Annotated in this window: 19 protein-coding genes; 10 read left to right on the top strand and 9 right to left on the bottom strand. The window is 49.4% G+C overall.

Features of this window, described 5'->3' with window-relative positions:
- Positions 1–22: 22 nt before the first annotated feature.
- The 5 genes from C9I89_RS11145 to C9I89_RS11125 all read left to right on the top strand — a co-directional run bounded on the left by C9I89_RS11145 (position 23) and on the right by C9I89_RS11125 (position 5,701).
- The gene (locus C9I89_RS11145) at positions 23–607 is read left to right on the top strand and encodes an aminodeoxychorismate/anthranilate synthase component II (RefSeq protein ID WP_107283435.1); all 585 of its coding nucleotides are present in this window, start codon (positions 23–25) and stop codon (positions 605–607) included.
- A 329-nt stretch (positions 608–936) separates the two neighbouring features.
- Entirely contained in the window at positions 937–2,154 is a 1,218-nt protein-coding gene (locus tag C9I89_RS11140; protein ID WP_107283434.1) for an aspartate aminotransferase family protein, read from the top strand.
- A 200-nt stretch (positions 2,155–2,354) separates the two neighbouring features.
- Complete coding sequence (astA, locus tag C9I89_RS11135) at positions 2,355–3,371, top strand: arginine N-succinyltransferase (protein ID WP_107283433.1); 1,017 nt, start codon at positions 2,355–2,357, stop codon at positions 3,369–3,371.
- A gap of 26 nt (positions 3,372–3,397) precedes the next feature.
- Positions 3,398–4,855 carry a succinylglutamate-semialdehyde dehydrogenase gene (gene astD / locus C9I89_RS11130; RefSeq protein WP_107283432.1) on the top strand — a complete coding sequence of 486 codons (1,458 nt, stop codon included), beginning with the start codon at positions 3,398–3,400 and terminating at the stop codon, positions 4,853–4,855.
- Between the two features lie 54 nt (positions 4,856–4,909).
- Positions 4,910–5,701 (top strand): DUF1338 domain-containing protein, encoded by a 792-nt coding sequence (locus tag C9I89_RS11125; RefSeq protein ID WP_107283431.1) that lies wholly within the window; start codon positions 4,910–4,912, stop codon positions 5,699–5,701.
- Positions 5,702–5,771: 70 nt separating this feature from the next.
- Here C9I89_RS11125 and C9I89_RS11120 read toward each other — a convergent pair whose 3' ends face one another.
- Together C9I89_RS11120 and crp are read right to left on the bottom strand one after the other, a co-directional pair.
- Positions 5,772–5,975 carry a hypothetical protein gene (locus C9I89_RS11120; RefSeq protein WP_107283430.1) on the bottom strand — a complete coding sequence of 68 codons (204 nt, stop codon included), beginning with the start codon at positions 5,973–5,975 and terminating at the stop codon, positions 5,772–5,774.
- A 194-nt stretch (positions 5,976–6,169) separates the two neighbouring features.
- Positions 6,170–6,802: a cAMP-activated global transcriptional regulator CRP gene (gene crp / locus C9I89_RS11115; RefSeq protein ID WP_107283429.1), complete on the bottom strand. Its 633-nt coding sequence runs from the start codon at positions 6,800–6,802 to the stop codon at positions 6,170–6,172.
- A gap of 272 nt (positions 6,803–7,074) precedes the next feature.
- Here crp and C9I89_RS11110 point away from each other — a divergent pair, with 272 nt between their 5' ends.
- A complete protein-coding gene (locus tag C9I89_RS11110) occupies positions 7,075–7,479 on the top strand; it encodes an OsmC family protein (protein WP_107283428.1) in 405 nt (134 codons plus the stop codon).
- A gap of 338 nt (positions 7,480–7,817) precedes the next feature.
- On the opposite strand, the gene C9I89_RS11100 is transcribed toward C9I89_RS11110, so the two are convergent.
- The 5 genes from C9I89_RS11100 to C9I89_RS11080 all read right to left on the bottom strand — a co-directional run bounded on the left by C9I89_RS11100 (position 7,818) and on the right by C9I89_RS11080 (position 12,800).
- Positions 7,818–8,687 (bottom strand): phosphoribulokinase, encoded by an 870-nt coding sequence (locus tag C9I89_RS11100; protein ID WP_107283426.1) that lies wholly within the window; start codon positions 8,685–8,687, stop codon positions 7,818–7,820.
- Between the two features lie 94 nt (positions 8,688–8,781).
- Positions 8,782–8,997, bottom strand: a complete 216-nt coding sequence (locus tag C9I89_RS11095) for a YheU family protein (RefSeq protein ID WP_107283425.1) — start codon at positions 8,995–8,997, stop codon at positions 8,782–8,784.
- A 210-nt stretch (positions 8,998–9,207) separates the two neighbouring features.
- Positions 9,208–10,185 (bottom strand): hydrolase, encoded by a 978-nt coding sequence (locus tag C9I89_RS11090; RefSeq protein ID WP_107283424.1) that lies wholly within the window; start codon positions 10,183–10,185, stop codon positions 9,208–9,210.
- A 203-nt stretch (positions 10,186–10,388) separates the two neighbouring features.
- On the bottom strand, positions 10,389–10,853 hold the full coding sequence (locus C9I89_RS11085) for a TIGR02444 family protein (protein WP_107283423.1): 465 nt from the start codon (positions 10,851–10,853) through the stop codon (positions 10,389–10,391).
- An 18-nt stretch (positions 10,854–10,871) separates the two neighbouring features.
- A complete protein-coding gene (locus tag C9I89_RS11080) occupies positions 10,872–12,800 on the bottom strand; it encodes an ABC transporter ATP-binding protein (protein ID WP_107283422.1) in 1,929 nt (642 codons plus the stop codon).
- A 236-nt stretch (positions 12,801–13,036) separates the two neighbouring features.
- Between C9I89_RS11080 and kefG the strand changes: the two genes are divergently transcribed.
- The 4 genes from kefG (at position 13,037) to slyD (ending at position 16,338) form a co-directional block, all read left to right on the top strand.
- Positions 13,037–13,636 (top strand): glutathione-regulated potassium-efflux system ancillary protein KefG, encoded by a 600-nt coding sequence (kefG, locus tag C9I89_RS11075; RefSeq protein ID WP_107283421.1) that lies wholly within the window; start codon positions 13,037–13,039, stop codon positions 13,634–13,636.
- Positions 13,626–15,428 (top strand): glutathione-regulated potassium-efflux system protein KefB, encoded by a 1,803-nt coding sequence (kefB, locus tag C9I89_RS11070; protein ID WP_107283420.1) that lies wholly within the window; start codon positions 13,626–13,628, stop codon positions 15,426–15,428. Before kefG ends, kefB begins: the two co-directional genes overlap by 11 nt.
- A gap of 39 nt (positions 15,429–15,467) precedes the next feature.
- Positions 15,468–15,674, top strand: coding sequence for a YheV family putative zinc ribbon protein (locus C9I89_RS11065; protein WP_107283602.1), 207 nt, complete (start codon positions 15,468–15,470; stop codon positions 15,672–15,674).
- Between the two features lie 85 nt (positions 15,675–15,759).
- Positions 15,760–16,338: a peptidylprolyl isomerase gene (gene slyD, locus C9I89_RS11060; protein WP_107283419.1), complete on the top strand. Its 579-nt coding sequence runs from the start codon at positions 15,760–15,762 to the stop codon at positions 16,336–16,338.
- Positions 16,339–16,480: 142 nt separating this feature from the next.
- On the opposite strand, the gene C9I89_RS11055 is transcribed toward slyD, so the two are convergent.
- Positions 16,481–16,702: a SlyX family protein gene (locus C9I89_RS11055; protein WP_107283418.1), complete on the bottom strand. Its 222-nt coding sequence runs from the start codon at positions 16,700–16,702 to the stop codon at positions 16,481–16,483.
- Positions 16,703–16,754: 52 nt separating this feature from the next.
- Positions 16,755–17,732, bottom strand: coding sequence for a WD40 repeat domain-containing protein (locus tag C9I89_RS11050; protein ID WP_107283417.1), 978 nt, complete (start codon positions 17,730–17,732; stop codon positions 16,755–16,757).
- Positions 17,733–17,859: the final 127 nt, after the last annotated feature.

The raw sequence follows: 17,859 nt of genomic DNA, 5'->3' as shown, positions 1-17,859 counted from the left end.
TCATCCGGGGGCTGATGTATCAATGCTGCTAATTATCGACAACTACGACTCTTTTACCTACAACCTGTACCAATACTTTTGCGAGTTAGGTGCGACGGTGAAAGTGGTGCGTAATGATGAAATCGATATTGCCGGTATTGCTGCGCTCAATCCGACTCACCTGGTGATCTCCCCCGGGCCTTGTACCCCTGATGACGCGGGTATTTCGCTGCAGGCGATTGAACATTTTGCGGGCCGGCTACCTATTCTCGGGGTTTGTTTAGGCCATCAGGCCATTGCTCAGGTCTTCGGCGCCGAAGTGGTACGCGCCCGTCAGGTTATGCACGGTAAGATATCACCGGTGATCCATACCGGCCGCAGTGTCTTCCACTCGCTCAATAACCCGTTGACGGTCACTCGCTATCACTCTCTGGTGGTGAAAGCCGATACCCTGCCAGATTGTTTCGATGTGACGGCCTGGACGGAAAAAGACGGCCGGTTTGATGAGATCATGGGCATTGCCCATAAAACATTGCCGATTGAAGGGGTGCAATTTCATCCTGAAAGCATTCTGACCGAGCAGGGTCATCAGTTGTTAGCGAACTTTCTTCAGCGCAAAATAGCCTGATTTAGGCTGTTCACGGCCATTTTCCTGCTTTTTAGTTGCCTCATAACCGCGATCTTCATCACTGTTCGTAACATTTCATTATCTTTCTTTGCTGAATACTGCGAGCGATCTTATTCACTCGCCTATTTTTCGGTACGCTTTATTTCCTAGATGGAAAAACAGCTTTATCCAATTCCCACTTAATAACTTTTCCTTTATCTCGCATAAATATGTACATACACTGGGTGTAAACAATTTCTTTGTCAGACAAAAAAAATATTCTGCTATTGGAATTGGTTAATAAAATGTAAATACTATGCTTAAGACGGCGTGCACAGAAGGATAATGTGATGGCAACGGATCAAAAAGTAGAACGTAAATTATTTGATGAGGTAATGGTTCCTTGTTATTCCCCGATGCAGATCATTCCGGTGAAGGGCCAAGGGTCACGTATCTGGGATCAGGATGATCGCGAATACATCGACTTCGCCGGTGGTATCGCGGTGAGCTGCCTGGGGCATTGTCATCCTGCTCTGGTGAAGGCACTAAAATCGCAAGCCGATAAGTTATGGCACCTCAGCAATGTGATGACCAACGAACCGGCTTTACGTCTGGCGAAAAAGCTCACTGAGCACAGCTTTGCTGAAAAGGTGTTCTTTGCAAACTCTGGTGCTGAAGCGAATGAGGCGGCACTGAAACTGGCTCGTCGTTACGCCGTGGATAAATTTGGCCCTGAGAAATCAGAAATTATTGCCTTCGAGCAGGGTTTCCATGGCCGTACGTTCTTTACGGTAACGGTGGGTGGTCAGGCGGCCTACTCTGATGGCTTCGGCCCTAAACCACAGGCCGTCTCCCATATCCCGTATAACGACTTAATGGCCTTAGCCGAGCTGATGTCTGATCGCACCTGTGCGGTGATGATGGAGCCGTTGCAAGGAGAAGGGGGGATTATTTCCCCGACCCCCGAGTTTATTCAGGGGGTCCGTGAGCTGTGTGATAAACACAATGCACTGTTGATTTTTGATGAAGTGCAAACCGGTAACGGCCGTACGGGTGATTTTTATGCTTACCAGGGGCTGGGTGTCACTCCTGATATTCTGAGTACCGCGAAATCGCTGGGTGGCGGTTTCCCTATTGGTGCAATGCTGACTACCTCAGAGCTCGCGTCACACATGAAAGTCGGCACGCATGGTTCAACCTATGGCGGTAACCCATTGGCGTGTGCCGTTGCAGAAGCCGTGATTGATGAAGTGACTAAGCCGGAAGTACTGGCTGGCGTTAAAGAGCGCGAACAATGGTTCCGTGACGGACTGGCGAAAATAAATGCCAAGTACCCAACCTTTAAGGAGATCCGGGGTAAAGGTCTGCTATTAGGTGCCGCTCTGAATGAAAAATGGCAGGGCCGGGCTCGCGATATTCTGCTGGCTGCAGGTGAAGAAGGCCTGATGGTGCTGGTCGCGGGTACCAATGTGGTGCGCTTTACGCCATCACTGGTGATTGATAAAGCCGACGTAGATGAAGGAATGGCACGTCTAGAGCGTGCAATTGCTAAACTTCATACACAGTAACATCGTAAACATGTTGGCTCAGGCAGTGATGGGCAGGAAGGCCTGGCACTGCCCTTTCCCATGCGCTTTCCCATAAATTAAGGGGGAGGGAGGCAGTACATTCTGTCGTAACAACAATTCATGTGGTTAGAACAAGGCATGTCGTTACAATAATTTATGGTTGGCGGCACCTGCCGCCACCTGCATCTGGAGGGAATTTGATGCTGGTTATTCGTCCTATTACCGAAGCTGACTATCCGGCGCTGATGCGCTGTGCAGAAGAGTCAGGCCATGGTTTTACTTCACTGCCTGTTAACGAAGAAATTCTGCGTAACAGGATTTCCCACTCAGTCGAGAGCTTTGCCAAAGACGTCACCGAACCGGGAACGGAAGGCTACCTGATGGTTGCTGAAGACACAGAAACAGGAGAAATCGCAGGGACGACGGCAATAGAGGCCGCCATTGGCTTAGATACCCCCTTCTATACCTACCACATCAGCACGGTCGTACATGCCTCACGCCGTCTTGGCGTTCACAATGTAGTTAAGGTACTGACTTTTGGCAACAATTACACGGGTAACAGTGAGCTTTGTACGTTGTTCTTACGGCCGGAATGGCGCCATGGTTTGAATGGCCGCCTGTTATCCAAGTGCCGGTTTTTAATGTTGGCTGAGCACAAACACCGCTTTTCTCAAACCGTGCTGGCGGAAATGCGCGGGGTGTCAGATGAAGAGGGGCATTCGCCTTTCTGGGAATGGCTTAGAGAGCATTTTTTCTCGATCGATTTCACCCATGCTGATTACCTTACCGGAATTGGTGCGAAAGGCTTTATCGCCGACTTGATGCCTAAACTGCCAATTTACGTCAACCTGCTGAGTCCGGAAGCACAAGCGGTGATTGGTCAGGTACATGAGAAAACCCGGCCTGCTCTGCGTTTGCTGGAAAACGAGGGATTCTGCTGCCGAGGTTATGTCGATATTTTTGATGCCGGTCCGACGGTTGAGTGTGATGTGCGCAACATTGAAACGGTACGCCATTCGCTGCGTTGCACTGTCGAAATCGGCACACACAGCAGTTCGCATGACTATCTGGTGAGTAATACCTCCTTTGCGAATTTCCGGGCTGCTGTCGGCAAGATCGCGGTCGATGGTGAACGTAATGTAGCGCTGATCACGCCGGAAATGGCGGCAGCATTACAGGTTAAGAACGGCGATCAGGTGCGGTTGATCGCGCAGTAAACAACGGGCAGAGAAAGGAGAACATAATGACTCAATGGATTGCGGGAAAATGGGTGGCAGGGCTGGGTGAGCCGATGCAGTCACTGAACCCTTTTAGTGGCGAAGTGATTTGGCAAGGGCAGGCTGCAACCCCGGAACAGGTAGAACAGGCTGTAACCTGTGCCCGTCAAGCCCTGGTGAGCTGGCGTAAAACAGGTTTAGCTGACCGCCAGGCTATTGTGGAAAAATTTGCTGAGCTGGTAAAAGAACACAGTGAGCATATTGCCCGTACTATTGCTGAAGAGACCGGTAAGCCATTGTGGGAAAGCCGTACGGAAGCCGCTGCCATGGTCGGAAAAATAGCCATTTCACTGCGCGCTTACCATGAGCGAACCGGTGAAAGGCAAAAAGATATCGCCGGTACTGCGGCAGTCTTGCGTCATCGCCCGATTGGCGTGATGGCGGTATTTGGCCCGTATAACTTCCCCGGTCATTTACCCAACGGTCATATCGTACCGGCCCTGATATCGGGCAACACCGTGGTCTTTAAGCCTTCAGAGCTGACGCCGAAAGTGGCAGCAGAAACCATGAAGCTGTGGCAACAGGCGGGCTTACCTGAAGGTGTGATTAATATGGTTCAGGGAGCACGTGCAACGGGCGAGGCGTTAGCGGGCTCGAAAGGAATTGATGGCTTGCTGTTTACCGGCAGTGCTAATACCGGCCATATCCTGCACCGTCAGTTTGCCGGACAGCCCGGCAAGATGCTGGCGCTGGAGATGGGGGGCAACAACCCGATGGTGATCTCGAAAGCTTATGGCGAGCTTGATGCAACGGTCTACACTATTATTCAGTCAGCGTTTATCAGTGCTGGCCAGCGCTGTACTTGTGCTCGCCGCCTGTATTTGCCGCAAGGGCCGGAAGGTGACGCGATTCTGAACTGTCTGGTTAAAGCGACAGGTCAGCTGAAAATTGATGGCCCATTTGCTGAACCGCAACCGTTTATGGGGCCGCAAATTTCAGAACGAGCGGCTGACGGGATCATTGCCGCGCAAGCAAACCTGGTGAGTTTAGGCGGAGAGTTATTACTTGAAGCGAAACGTGGCCAGGGGGCGGTAGTCACACCTGCTATTATTGAAGTGAGCCAGGTCGCTGACCTGCCAGATGAAGAATACTTTGGCCCATTGCTTCAGGTTGTCCGTTATCAGGATCTGCCGCAGGCCGTCGCGATGGCGAATGATACTCGCTATGGTTTGTCTGCCGGCCTGGTTTCTACCGATGATGCGGAATGGCAATATTTTATTGATCATATCCGTGCCGGTATTGTAAACCGCAACCGTCAGTTGACTGGAGCCAGCGGTGATGCACCGTTTGGTGGGCCTGGCGCATCAGGCAACCTGCGTCCGAGTGCTTATTATGCCGCTGACTACTGTGCTTACCCTATGGCATCGATGGAAGGTGAACAAACTGAGCTGCCGGCACAGCTGTCACCTGGGGTTCAGCTGTAATCACCGATACCCGTTTATGACGGCAATCATTATCAGCAAGGGGAGATATTCATCATGGAAAGAGTGGAACAATTGTTTAATGCCCTGTGGCAAGACTATACGCAACGTCTGTGCCCATCGGCAGCGAAGGTGCATGATCTGTTAACCGAAGATGAACCCCTGCTCAATGATCACATTGCCCTGCGGACCTTTAATCTGCCGAAAGTGGGGTTGGATAAGCTGGCCGCCCCTTTCATTGCAATTGGCTATAAGCCATGTGGTAAGTACCATTTTGAAGCAAAAAAGCTGTATGCAGAGCATTTTGAGCATCCGAATCCATTAGCGCCAAAAGTCTTTATCAGCGAACTGCTGCTGGGACAGTGTTCTTCTCTGCTGCAGGAGACGGTACGCGGACTGGTTGATCAGGTGCCGGAGCTGGCAATTCATGATCCTGAGTTTGTTTGCTGTGGCCGTTTGTGGGATCTCGATTCGGCGACGTATGAGATGTTATCGGCAGAGAGCGAGTATGCAGGCTGGGTTGCCGCGCATGGCTTCGGGGCCAATCATTTTACCGTCAGTATTAACCAGCTGGAGCAGTTCACTGAGATCCGTGAAGTGAACCATCTGCTGCGCCACAATGGTTTTGCGATTAATGAGGCGGGCGGTGAAGTGAAAGGGGGGCCAGAGGTGATGCTGGAACAGTCGGCCACTATGGCTGACAAGGTCGCGGTAGATTTTCTTGACGGTGAGAAAATAATCCCTGGCGGCTTCTATGAGTTTGCTAAGCGTTATCCTCAGGCGGATGGTGAACTGTACCGCGGGTTTGTTGAAGCGTCGGCGGATAAGATCTTCGAAAGTACGAGTTAGTAAGACATTGTTACAGTAAAGTAAACCGGGGAATAAAACAGCGGTCTTGGCCGCTGTTTTTCGTTTCAAATTATTGGTTTGCTTGGTGGCAATCTAAAGTAGGGCTCCATAACTCCTTACCATGGACGGTGCGTTGACGCTGGCTGAACAGGGTTTGCTGTTCAAGGTAATGACGAGGATCGCTAAAGCCCGTCATTTCAATGGTCGCGGGTAACGATCCAATGACAGCCTGAGCGGGAACCTGGGTGTGCGGAGAAAAGCGTTCGATATCCATATCAAGACCCCTCTGAAATACTCAATATGCACAATGTAGCACTGCCATTGCTGTTGGCAAGTGAATAAACAGCGACGGGCACGACAGAATATACGTTTTGCGATCTCTTTATGCCTTCTGGTGATAATTATATGTTTCGCAGTTACAAAAAAAGCCGCATTAAGCGGCTTTTTATCAATGTACTCGCTGGTCGGTTAGCGAGTGCCGTAAACCACGATAGTTTTGCCGTGGGCAGAAATCAGATTCTGCTCTTCCAGCATCTTAAGGATACGACCTACCGTTTCACGCGAACAGCCCACAATCTGACCGATTTCCTGACGGGTGATCTTAATTTGCATACCGTCTGGGTGAGTCATTGCATCAGGTTGTTTTGCAAGGTTTAGCAATGTCTGTGCAATACGGCCTGTTACGTCAAGGAATGCAAGATCGCCTACTTTCTGGCTAGTGATTTGCAGACGGCTGGCCATCTGTGCAGAAAGGCGCATCAGAATATCAGGGTTGACCTGAATAAGCTGGCGGAATTTTTTGAAAGAAATTTCTGCCACTTCACAAGGACTCTTGGCACGTACCCATGCAGTACGTTCCTGCTCTTCTTCAAATAAGCCTAGCTCACCGATGAAGTCACCCTGGTTAAGGTAAGACAGGATCATTTCTTTGCCTTCTTCATCCTTGATCAATACGGCAACAGAACCTTTCACAATGTAGTAGAGAGTTTCTGCTTTCTCTCCCGCATGGATCAAAGTACTCTTTGACGGATATTTGTGAATGTGGCAATGGGAAAGAAACCACTCTAGAGTTGGATCTGTTTGAGGTTTACCTGGAACCATATTTCTAACTTCCTCTGCGTTTGTTGCCCAACAACGACATCCATATAATTCAAGGCTGGGCCTAACAATATAATTGTTCGCTGATTAGGATATTCATTCAGCCGCTGGGCTGCAAGTTCACTTGAATATTTAATTGAGAGTTTATCTTTTTTCGGCGTGTTTTTCTTGATATTGATCTATCTGAAATGGCCATTTGGTACTCATAAGTGTGCACATGATCACACAGTTGTTAGTTAATGCAGAATTACCCTGTTTTGAGTAAGGAGAAAGCAATGCAATCACGAGTGAAATGGGTAGAAGGGATGACCTTTCTGGGGCAGACAGATTCTGGTCACAGTGTCGTCATGGATGGCAATGGGGGCGAAAAAGCACCCAGTCCGATGGAAATGGTATTGATGGCTGCTGGTGGCTGTAGTTCAGTTGATGTCGTCGACGGTTTGCAATCAGCGGGACAGAAAATCACCGGTTGCGAGGCGCAGATTGCTTCTGTTCGCCGTGAACAGTCACCGCGTATTTTCACTTCGGCTAACCTGCATTTTGTGGTTACTGGCCATGATCTGGATGAGGCTCGGGTTGCCAGCGTCGTCGCAGATTCACTGCAGAAATACTGCTCTGTGTGCCTGATGCTGGGCGAAGGGGTAGAGATGACGCATTCGTATGAAATAATTCAGGGCTAAGTTTCGAATAAACAGTTTCGAGTTACGAGAGCCGAGGATAGAGAAAAGTGGTGCTATGGACCTATGGACAAACAGTGTCGAGTCATTAGGTTCGAGTTTCGAGAAAGAGCCACAGCTTGACTCCCAACTATGGCTCGGAGAGCCTGTTTGCAGGACCACAGGACCACAGGACCACAGGACCACAGGACCACAGGACCACAGGACCACAGGACCACAGGACCACAGGACCACAGGACCACAGGACCACAGGACCACAGGACCACAGGTCCATAGTCGATATCTGTCGCGTAACGGGAAGCCCGCATCGCGTTACTCGCCACTTACCCCTCGCGTCGGGTTTACCCGATCTTTCCGGTGTCGATTAACTTCTGGATCAGCGGACGCATGATCAGCTCCATCGCAAAGCTCATTTTCCCGCCCGGTACCACCAGGGTGTTATGGCGTGACATAAACGAGCCCTGGATCATTGATAGCAGATACGGGAAATCGACATTTTTAATTCCGCGGAAGCGAATGACCACAAAGCTTTCATCCAGACTTGGAATGCCTTTGGCACTGAATGGGTTGGACGTATCGACGGTCGGCACGCGTTGGAAGTTGATATGGGTGCGCGAAAATTGCGGCGTAATATAATTGAGATAATCGTCCATCGAGCGGACGATAGACTCCATGACCGCTTCTCGGGAGTGGCCCCGGTCACGTGTGTCGCGGACGATCTTCTGAATCCATTCCAGGTTTACAATCGGCACCATACCAATCAGCAAATCGACGTGTTGTGCGGCATTGATCTCACCATCAACAACACCGCCATGTAAACCTTCGTAAAAGAGCACATCCGTATTTTCAGGCAGATCCTGCCATGGCGTGAAGGATCCCGGCATTTGATTGTAGGGGACCGCTTCGTCAAAAGTATGCAGGTAGCGACGGAATTGACCACTGCCATCGTCACCATACTGGCGGAAAAAGGCTTCCAGTTGGGCGAAGTCGTTAGCTTGCGGGCCAAAATAGCTGACATGGCGGCCTTGCTCTTTGGCTTTACGAATTTCAACATCCATTTCCGGGCGGCTAAAGCGATGGAAGCTATCCCCCTCCAGCAAGGCGGCATTGAAGTTCATCATATTGAACATTTTGCGAAATGCTTCTGAAGTGGTGGATGTGCCAGCACCAGAAGACCCTGTTACTGCAATTATCGGATGTTTTGCAGACATGACATACCCTGTCGTTAATGTTAACGATAAAAGTTATTAACAGGGTGTTGCGCCAGGGTCAAGGGGAAGTTGGTTTTTGAACGGGGGATATCCGTTAATTGAGATCTCTGCGGAGTTTAATATCAACAGATTCATGCAGTTCAGAAAAGACGATCACCGCATCGCCTGATTCAAGCTGCTTTCGGACATATTGTACCTTGTGTTCCATATTGAGCTCGGTCTCACCATAGTCCGTGCCTTCGCGCAGCACAAAGTGTTCAATCAGATTATTTAGGGTGTCAGAGCCGATATCTTGCCAGGGAATAATCATAGTTACTGCATCTGTTCTTTACTGGATTGCTGATTATATTGTTAATTTCATAGATTGTAGAGCGGTACTATGGCCCTATGGATAAACAGTTTCGAGTAACTAGGTTCTAGTGGAGAGGAAAAGCAAAATGCTTGAACCTCAATTCGAACTTATGGATCCTGCTTGCAGGACCACACTCGTGACTCGAATCTAGTCTCTAGTCTCTAGTCTCTAGTCTCTAGGATCTGGCTGCTTCTTAAACCATTCCGGTACCGTCTTTTCCAACCAGAAATCAGGATTGCGCCAGGAACCGGAAACAAAACCCACATGACCGCCATTCGCCGTTAAGTGATAATCAATATTTGCAGGCAGCGGTTGCAGAGGAATAACTCGCTGGGTCATGAAAGGGTCGTCTTTCGCATGGATGATCCGCAATGGAATTTTGACCTGATGGAGTTTACTGAGTCCGCTACATTGTTGGTAGTAGTCTGCGGCATCTTTAAAACCATGCAGGGGAGCGGTAACCTGATCGTCAAACTGCCACAGTGACTGAATGTGCTGTACTTGCTCTGCTGCCACGGGCATGGCATTAGGCAAGGCTATAATCTTCTTGGCTAAGGTGTTCTTCAGTGAATTAAGCAGGTACTGCTGATAGATCCTGGAAAACCCTTGTTGGATTCGCACTGAGCAAGCTTCTAAATCCAACGGTGGTGAAATCACCTGCGCAGCGGTTAATCCAGATTCATCCCCGGTTTCCGCCAGGTAGTTAACCAGCATGTTACCGCCAAGCGAGACTCCGACAGCATACAAGGGGGCATCGGGGAATTGCTGTTTCAGCCAGTTAATAAAGAATCTGGCATCACTGGTTTCTCCCGAGTGGTAACCGCGGGCCTGACGGTTGATCTCTCCACTGCAACCGCGAAAATGCATCATTACCCCCAACCAATCTTGTTGTCTGGCGGCATGGAGCAAGCCGTTGGCATAGGGGCTGTTAAAACTGCCTTCTAAGCCATGGAACAGAATCATCAGTGGTTTATCTCGGGGATGCTCAGCGGGAGCGGCTGTCCAGGCCAGATCGAGGAAATCGCCGTCAGGCGTCTCAATGCGCTGAATCACCGGGGTAAACAGAGGCTTGCGGCGGATAAACCGCGGGATCAAGGTTTGTAAATGGGCGTTGCGCAGCCCGTTCGCTGGCTTAAAAGGCATCATGGCTCCACTCATGTTTGACGTTATATTTTCAACTTATGCTTGTTACTTTAGTCCGGCACTACACAGGCATTATAGGGGAAAATCATTTATCGGACATTTCTCTGACAATTCAGCAAGTATCTGCAAGCCTTGTTGCAGTATATGGCGACTGAATGGGGCGCTGAACTTCGGTTCTAGGTTCTAGGCTCTCGGTGCTATAGGTGCTAGTTGGTTGCCGTTAGCTGAGGGAGCAACTGGCTCGCGCCTAGCTGTTCGCAATATCTTTTTAGGTTATCGGTGGAGCCATGGTGAGGTGTCTGTTGCAGCAAGCAGAGGTTGAGCTGAGCGATAAGCGCCTGCTGCTGGCCTTTTTCCAGCTTCAGCTCGAACGCCAGTAACTGCTTGTATCCCGCTTCATCCAGTAGTGGCTTTAATTGATCACGCATGGTGCGATACTGCTGCAGTAGATTGTCACTGGCGCCTAGACAGGTGATGAGTTGGTGTTGTGAAGAGTCCGTTAGGCTTTGATGCTGACAGTCGAGCCAGTGTAACAGCAGGGCCAGGTTAACATTGCCCTGATAGCTATTCTGCAGGCAGAGACAGGCTGACTGGACGCCAGCCTGAGCATAATGGCTCAGGCTGAACTGCCAGAAATCCTGGTGATAAAAGCGTAATGGTTCAGAGGTCATTGCTTTAGATGACCGGGCTTAAAGATCACCAATATTAAATTCCTGCTCCATCGCTTCCACCTGCTCTTGCAGATCCATCCACTCCATCTCCACCTCTTCCAGTGCTGATTTGGCATCACTCTGGCGTTTTAGCTGCTCATGGAGGCGAGCTTTGTTGTCGGCTTCATAGATCGCCGGATCCGCTAGCTGGTTTTCGGCCTCAGCAATATCAGCCCCTAGCTTTTCCATCTGCTGATCAAGCTTAGTGATTTTTTTGCGTAGTGGCGCGGTCTGTTTGCGAAACTCCGCTTCCAGACGCTTTTGTTCTTTACGTGATGCTGCGCTGTTTTCTTTGGTTACGTCAGGTTTGGCTGCTTGTAACTCTCGACGCTCATTACGTTGCTGTTCGGCTAACCATTTATGATAGTCCGTCAGGTCGCCATCAAATGGGGTAACTTGACGATCATGAACAAGATACAGGTCATCCGTCGTTGCTCTTAATAGATAACGGTCGTGACTAACGATAACCATGGCGCCTTCATAAGATTGCAGCGCAAAGGTTAATGCTTGGCGCATATCCAAATCAAGGTGGTTAGTCGGTTCATCGAGCAACAATAAGTTAGGACGTTGCCATACCAGCAGCGCTAATACTAATCGGGCTTTCTCACCGCCAGAAAATGGTCCAACTTTATCAAGGGCTTTTTCACCGTTGAAACCAAAGCTACCAAGGTAATCACGAAGCTGCTGCTCGGTTGATTGTGGGGCAAGTCGTGCTAAATGCTGCAGTGGCGTATCGTCAAGGCGCAATGTTTCCAGCTGATGCTGGGCAAAGTAACCAATTTTCACACCTTGCGAGTAGGTTAAATCGCCGGCTTGTGCTGGAAGCTCACCAGATAACAGCTTGATCAGTGTCGATTTACCGGCACCGTTACGACCCAGCAAACCAATCCGGCTACCAGGTACCAGGTTAAGGCGGATCTTTTCTAATATGAGGTTATTGCTATAACCCGCAGCTACCTGATCCATCATCATGATCGGATTCGGTAATGCTTGTGGCTCTCGGAACTCAAAAAGAAACGGGTTATCAAGCTGTGCCGGCAGCACTTTTTCCATTCGGTCGAGTGCTTTAATTCGGCTTTGTGCTTGGCGTGCTTTGCTCGCTTTATAACGGAATCGGTCAATATACGATTGCATGTGAGAAACTTGCTTCTGCTGTTTCTGATACATGGCTTGTTGCAGCACTAACTTTTCAGCGCGTTGCACTTCAAACGATGAATAGTTACCGGTGTAGCTGTTTAGTGTCTGGTTCTCAACATGAATGATGCGGTTAACCACAGGGTCAAGAAAATCACGGTCATGAGAAATCAGTACTAAGGTACCACGGTAGCTCTGTAACCATTTTTCCAGCCACATAACTGCGTCGAGATCTAAGTGGTTAGTCGGTTCATCGAGCAGGAGCAGATCGGAGCGACATAACAGTGCTTGAGCCAGGTTCAAACGCATACGCCAGCCACCCGAAAACTGGGTTAGGTGCCATTGCATTTGTTCTTGGGAAAAACCAAGACCGTCGAGCAATTCAGCGGCGCGTGCATTGATCGTATAGCCGCCAATGGTATCTAGCTTGCCATGAAGCTCGGCGACTTTAGTACCATCGTTGCTCTCTTCTGCGGCTGCTAAATCACGTTCAAGTTGACGATATTCACGGTCACCATCAATGACATATTCAATGGCATTGCGTTCAAGTGCAGGTGTTTCCTGTGCTACCCAGGCCAATTCCCAGTTAGACGGGAATTGGCAATTACCGGCATCTAGACTCAATTCATTTTTTAATAAAGCAAATAAGGTCGATTTACCACAGCCGTTCTTACCAACTAGCCCGACTTTGTCACCGGGATGAATAGTAGCAGTGGCGTTATCGAGAAGGACTTTACCGCCTCGTAAAAGTTGCATGTCCGAAAAGGTAATCATCGATAGTGTCGGGGTAGCCCGCTCCGCAAAATAAAGTGCACGAAATGAGCGGCAGTCTATACCAAACCGCCACTGACTGCTAACGCAGTGATAATTATGCGGCGTGATTGAGAGGGAAGCGGTTATGAATTTTGATTCAGACGATCCGCAGGAGTAACAATTATGTATGATGTGTATAAATGTTAAGGTAGTGTTATACCGGAAAGGGCAGCCAGAAAGAGGGCGTAAGGAAAGAGATGATGACACAAGGACGGCCTAAAATTCTGGTGATATTTGCTCACCCTGATCCGCAAGAGTCGGTTGCTAACCGGGAGATGCTGGCAAGTATTGCCGACTTACCGCATGTCACCATTCATGATCTTTATGGTGCTTATCCTGACTTTTTTATCGATGTCGGGCAGGAGCAGCGACTCATTGAACAGTACGATATTATCGTATTTCAACATCCGCTCTATATGTATTCTTGCCCGGCGTTGCTCAAAGAATGGATTGATGTGGTTTTGAGCAAAGGTTATGCCCACGGTGAAGGGATATCAACCAAAGGTAAATACTGGCGTTCTGTCGTCACCACCGGCGGAGCGGCTGAAGCGTATACCCCGGATGGCTATAACCGGTGCAGTATTGCTGAAATTCTTAAGCCCTTCGAGTTAACCGCTGACTTGTGCCAAATGAACTGGATCGAGCCTTTGGTGCTGCACTGGGCACGGCGGATCCCTGTTCGCGAACGTCTGCAACATGCGCTGGATTACCGAGCCTGGCTGGAGCATCCTTTTGCAGGCAGCGAGCAAGATACACATGCTTATACAACGCAGAAGGGGAATCTTCATGGCGAATGATGTGTTGTCAGTCAGTGTGGTTTTTCTTGCGGCGGCTGTCGTTGCGGTGCCGATTGCCCAGCGCTTGGGCCTGGGGTCGGTTTTGGGTTACCTGCTGGCAGGAATTGCCATTGGTCCGTGGGGGCTGAGCCTGATCACCGATGTTGATGCCATTCTTCATTTCTCTGAGTTTGGCGTCGTGCTGCTGTTGTTTCTCATTGGCTTAGAACTAAACCCCAAAAAACTGTGGCAAATGCGCAAGCCTATCCTCGGTCTTGGCGGCAGTCAGGTGGTGCTGACCAGCATTGTGATCACCGCGATTGTCATGGCAAGCAGCCTGTTTTGGCCTGCGATCAGCTGGCGTGATGCGCTGGTGGTCGGTATGGGGCTGGCATTGTCATCGACGGCCATCGCATTACGGGTAATTGAAGAACAAAACCTTGATGGCAGTGAAACCGGGCAATCTGGGTTTGCGGTATTGCTGTTTCAGGATATTGCCGTGATCCCTATGCTGGCTATCCTGCCGGTACTGGCTGGCGGCGGTGGCGGCAGCTGGCTAGATTTTACCTGGATGATCGGCGGGATCGGTGCCTTATTAGTGGGCGGTCATTATTTATTGCGGCCGCTGTTTCGCTGGGTGGTTCTCAGCGGGGTACGCGAACTGTTTAATGTTGCGGCCCTGTTGTTAGTGATTGGCATTGCTTTGGGGATGCAGTCGCTCGGGCTGTCAATGGCACTTGGCACATTCCTGGCGGGGGTGTTACTGGCCGAGAGTGAATATCGCCATGAATTAGAAATAGCCATTGAACCGTTCAAAGGCTTGTTGCTGGGGCTGTTCTTTATTTCAGTCGGGATGGCGGTCAACCTCGGTTTGCTACTGGAATTTCCGCTGCTGATTTTAGTGGCTGTGGTGGCGTTGGTCGTCGTTAAAGGGCTGTTGCTTTATGGCCTTGCACGACTGTTCGGTATTCGTGCTAAGTCACGGAGTCAGATGGCGGCAATACTCAGTCAGGGCGGTGAATTTGCGTTTGTTTTGTTTACGGCCGCAAAAGGTGAAGGGCTGCTGGGTGAATCGCTGGCGGCATTTCTGCTGGTGGTCGTCAGTATTTCAATGATGACCACACCGTTGATACTGCTGCTGCAAGAAAAGTGGTTTATTCATACTTTCAGAGCCGACGAAGAGACGCTGGAAACCGATGTTATTGATCGTGAGCCGCGAGTCATTATTACCGGATTTGGTCGTTTTGGTCAGGTGGTCGGGCGGTTATTATTTGCTAATAAAATCAGGGTAACGGTGCTGGAGCGGGATCCTAGCCAAATACAGTTTTTGCGTAAATTCGGTTACAAGGTGTATTACGGCGATGCCACGCAGCTGGATTTATTACGTGCGGCCGGGGCCGATAAAGCAGAAGCCATTATTATCTGCGCCGATGAACCTGATGAAGTGATGGAAATCGTCACCCTGTGCCAGCAGTACTTTCCGAATTTGAAGGTGCTGGCGCGCGCACGGAGTCGGGTCGAGGCACATCAGTTGCTGAGCCTCGGGGTAGAGAATTTTTCACGTGAAACTTTTGCCAGTGCGCTTGATTTAGGCCGTCAAACCCTCATATCTTTAGGCATGCACCCGTATAAAGCTAAACGGGCAGAAGCACACTTCCGTAAACTTGACACTACAGCGTTGCGGGATTTATTGCCACAGCATTCGGAAGATGTTCATCTGGCGTCACGGGCGAGAGAGGCCCGGAAAGAGCTGGAAGACATCTTTGATCGCGAGATGCGCGGCGAGCGTGAACGGCATAATGGTTGGGATTAATTCAGACCGCATTGTTTGGATTTGCAAATGGAAGTGATTATGAAAAAACGATTTATTGCTGGTGCGGTGTGTCCTGCCTGTCAAAAACAAGACACCTTACGCTGGTGGAAAGAAAATGATATAGAGATAGTCGAGTGTGTTGAGTGCCAGCATACAGACCGTCGCGTTCCTCAATCGGTAGAACAAAGCGAACACCTTGCCAAAGATAAAAAACAGCAAGTGATTGGCATTTTCAAACCTGAATAAACAGGCTCTAGTATCATGGTGCCAAGATAGGTATTATACCGTCTTAACACCAAGCTCAACACCTGGCTCAAATTTCGGAGTAAACATGAAAGTCGTTAAAGACATCGTAGTAAGTTTGGCATATCAAGTGAAAACTGAAGAAGGCATCGTAGTCGATCAATCAACTACTGATGCACCACTTGATTACCTGCACGGTCACAACAATCTGATTGTTGGCCTAGAGAAAGCGCTAGAAGGTCGTGAAGCCGGCGACAAGTTTGAAGTGACTGTTGCTCCTGAAGATGCATACGGTGAGCACGTTGAGGAAATGGTACAGCGCGTACCAGCCGACGTATTCCAGGGTGTTGATGAAATTACTGTTGGTATGCGTTTCTTGGCGGATACTGATCAGGGTCCAATCCCTGTAGAAGTCACTGAAGTGGACGGTGACGAAGTGGTGGTTGACGGTAACCACATGCTTGCAGGTCAGACGCTGACGTTCACGGCTGAAGTTGTTGCCTTGCGTGCTGCGACAGAAGAAGAAATCGAACATGGTCACATCCATCAGGGCGGCGGCTGTTGTGGCGGCGGTGGCTGCGGCGACCACGACCATGAACACGATCACGATGAAGAAGGTGGTTGTTGCGGCGGTGAAGAGAAAGGCGGCTGTGGCTGTTCTCACTAAGAAGCACTCTTATTAAGAGCCTTTCTTGATTAAGAATATATAAAAAACGGGAAGCCTAGGCTTCCCGTTTTAATTTCCAGAAATCGAGTTGCGAGTGCCGAGGTGCGAGATTTTTCTCGCTACTCGAGCCTCGATACTCAGATCAATAATGCGGTGGCGGTGTCTCTTCAGATTCTTCGGCCATGTTTGAGCCCTGGAAGCCTTTTACTTTTCCAACCAGGAATTTAAGCTGAACCTGCATTTTATCAAATTGGAATTGCTGATCGGTTAACGCCTGGTTCAGCTCGTCAATAGTTTGTTCCTGAAAAGCCTGCTTCATTTCCAGCTCGTCAATCTGAGCCTGTAGTTTTTCAATATTAGTCATGAGGTTATATACCAATAAACGTTATACCAGCCAGAGCTGCCTCTGATTGGTTTTAATCTGTCGTCCAAGCTTGGGCAATACCAGCAGATGTACCAGAGATCACCTGTCCAGAAGCTGTAATGGCCACATCATACACCACTGCAGACGGTGGTCTAGCATCTTGTAGGGGAGCCGCTTCCCAGCGTCCCAGATTCTTGCCCGTCGTGCTATCCCAGAGTTCTACTCGCCGCGAAGGGGTACCTGTCACTAGCCGTGTTCCATCTTCGGAGAAACGGGCGCTGGATAAATTCTGCTGGCGTAAGCGTACGGCAAGTTCCGCCTGTTTCTTGCCGCTGGTCAGATCCCAGACAAAAATATCATTGGTGCCATCGGCCGTTAACGCCAGTTTCCCATGACGTTGCAGGGCGACCCGGCTGATCCGGGAAGTGTGTTCGAAACGATAAATGATCTGGCCTGTTCGGGTATCCCATAAATACGCAAAATAGTCATTGCCGCCAGACAAGGCATACTGTCCGTTGGCTGAAATCGCAACAGAGTTAACTTTTTCTCGGTGTGCAAGGAACTCTAAGCGACGTCCAGTGCCCAAGTCGATATAGAGTGCTTTGCCGTTAGAGAGCCCAAGGACAACGTGCTGGCCGTTATTGGCGATATCGACATCGCGAATAATGCCATCAGAAATGGACCATAAACCGTCTGATTGCCCCCAGGCTAAATCCCACACCGCAAAGTTCTGTGCCGTGGCGGTAATAGCGTAGCGATTGTTGTCAGAAATTTTACTGGAAAGGACGGTATTGTGATGTGGATCTTGAGAACCGAAGTCTGCTAACCTTTTGTTTTGCTGTAGGTCCCATAGCACGATACCTTGTTGGGCTGAATTGAAAAGGGCAAACCGACCGTCTCTGCTGAGACTGAAACTGGTTGCGCCTTCAGGGGCTAAAACCCAGCGTTGGATTTCCGAACCGGAAAAAAAACAGCCACTGAGTAATATCAGTGCCCAAATGATGCTAATTCTGGGGAATATTTTGCGCATTAAGGTCTGGTTCCGGTTTGTTTTGCTAAGTAAAGAATGCTATCAATCGTATTAAATAACTGAATAAACACAATTGTTAGGCAGTTACTTAATAAAACTGGTAGTAGTATATTGATATGGCATGTTT

Origin of the sequence: Photobacterium lipolyticum, from assembly GCF_003026475.1 — a bacterium.
Taxonomy (GTDB): Bacteria; Pseudomonadota; Gammaproteobacteria; order Enterobacterales; family Vibrionaceae; genus Photobacterium; species Photobacterium lipolyticum.
The sequence above is the reverse complement of the archived record's forward strand: the minus strand, read 5'-3'. Positions and strand labels throughout refer to the sequence as shown.

What these genes read in the sequence shown, in the direction of transcription:
- C9I89_RS11145 (WP_107283435.1), top strand. Translation starts at nt 23, where the DNA reads ATGCTGCTAATTATCGACAACTACGACTCTTTTACCTACAACCTGTAC.
- C9I89_RS11140 (WP_107283434.1), top strand. Translation starts at nt 937, where the DNA reads ATGGCAACGGATCAAAAAGTAGAACGTAAATTATTTGATGAGGTAATG.
- astA (WP_107283433.1), top strand. Translation starts at nt 2,355, where the DNA reads ATGCTGGTTATTCGTCCTATTACCGAAGCTGACTATCCGGCGCTGATG.
- astD (WP_107283432.1), top strand. Translation starts at nt 3,398, where the DNA reads ATGACTCAATGGATTGCGGGAAAATGGGTGGCAGGGCTGGGTGAGCCG.
- C9I89_RS11125 (WP_107283431.1), top strand. Translation starts at nt 4,910, where the DNA reads ATGGAAAGAGTGGAACAATTGTTTAATGCCCTGTGGCAAGACTATACG.
- C9I89_RS11120 (WP_107283430.1), bottom strand. Translation starts at nt 5,975, where the DNA reads ATGGATATCGAACGCTTTTCTCCGCACACCCAGGTTCCCGCTCAGGCT.
- crp (WP_107283429.1), bottom strand. Translation starts at nt 6,802, where the DNA reads ATGGTTCCAGGTAAACCTCAAACAGATCCAACTCTAGAGTGGTTTCTT.
- C9I89_RS11110 (WP_107283428.1), top strand. Translation starts at nt 7,075, where the DNA reads ATGCAATCACGAGTGAAATGGGTAGAAGGGATGACCTTTCTGGGGCAG.
- C9I89_RS11100 (WP_107283426.1), bottom strand. Translation starts at nt 8,687, where the DNA reads ATGTCTGCAAAACATCCGATAATTGCAGTAACAGGGTCTTCTGGTGCT.
- C9I89_RS11095 (WP_107283425.1), bottom strand. Translation starts at nt 8,997, where the DNA reads ATGATTATTCCCTGGCAAGATATCGGCTCTGACACCCTAAATAATCTG.
- C9I89_RS11090 (WP_107283424.1), bottom strand. Translation starts at nt 10,185, where the DNA reads ATGATGCCTTTTAAGCCAGCGAACGGGCTGCGCAACGCCCATTTACAA.
- C9I89_RS11085 (WP_107283423.1), bottom strand. Translation starts at nt 10,853, where the DNA reads ATGACCTCTGAACCATTACGCTTTTATCACCAGGATTTCTGGCAGTTC.
- C9I89_RS11080 (WP_107283422.1), bottom strand. Translation starts at nt 12,800, where the DNA reads ATGATTACCTTTTCGGACATGCAACTTTTACGAGGCGGTAAAGTCCTT.
- kefG (WP_107283421.1), top strand. Translation starts at nt 13,037, where the DNA reads ATGATGACACAAGGACGGCCTAAAATTCTGGTGATATTTGCTCACCCT.
- kefB (WP_107283420.1), top strand. Translation starts at nt 13,626, where the DNA reads ATGGCGAATGATGTGTTGTCAGTCAGTGTGGTTTTTCTTGCGGCGGCT.
- C9I89_RS11065 (WP_107283602.1), top strand. Translation starts at nt 15,468, where the DNA reads ATGAAAAAACGATTTATTGCTGGTGCGGTGTGTCCTGCCTGTCAAAAA.
- slyD (WP_107283419.1), top strand. Translation starts at nt 15,760, where the DNA reads ATGAAAGTCGTTAAAGACATCGTAGTAAGTTTGGCATATCAAGTGAAA.
- C9I89_RS11055 (WP_107283418.1), bottom strand. Translation starts at nt 16,702, where the DNA reads ATGACTAATATTGAAAAACTACAGGCTCAGATTGACGAGCTGGAAATG.
- C9I89_RS11050 (WP_107283417.1), bottom strand. Translation starts at nt 17,732, where the DNA reads ATGCGCAAAATATTCCCCAGAATTAGCATCATTTGGGCACTGATATTA.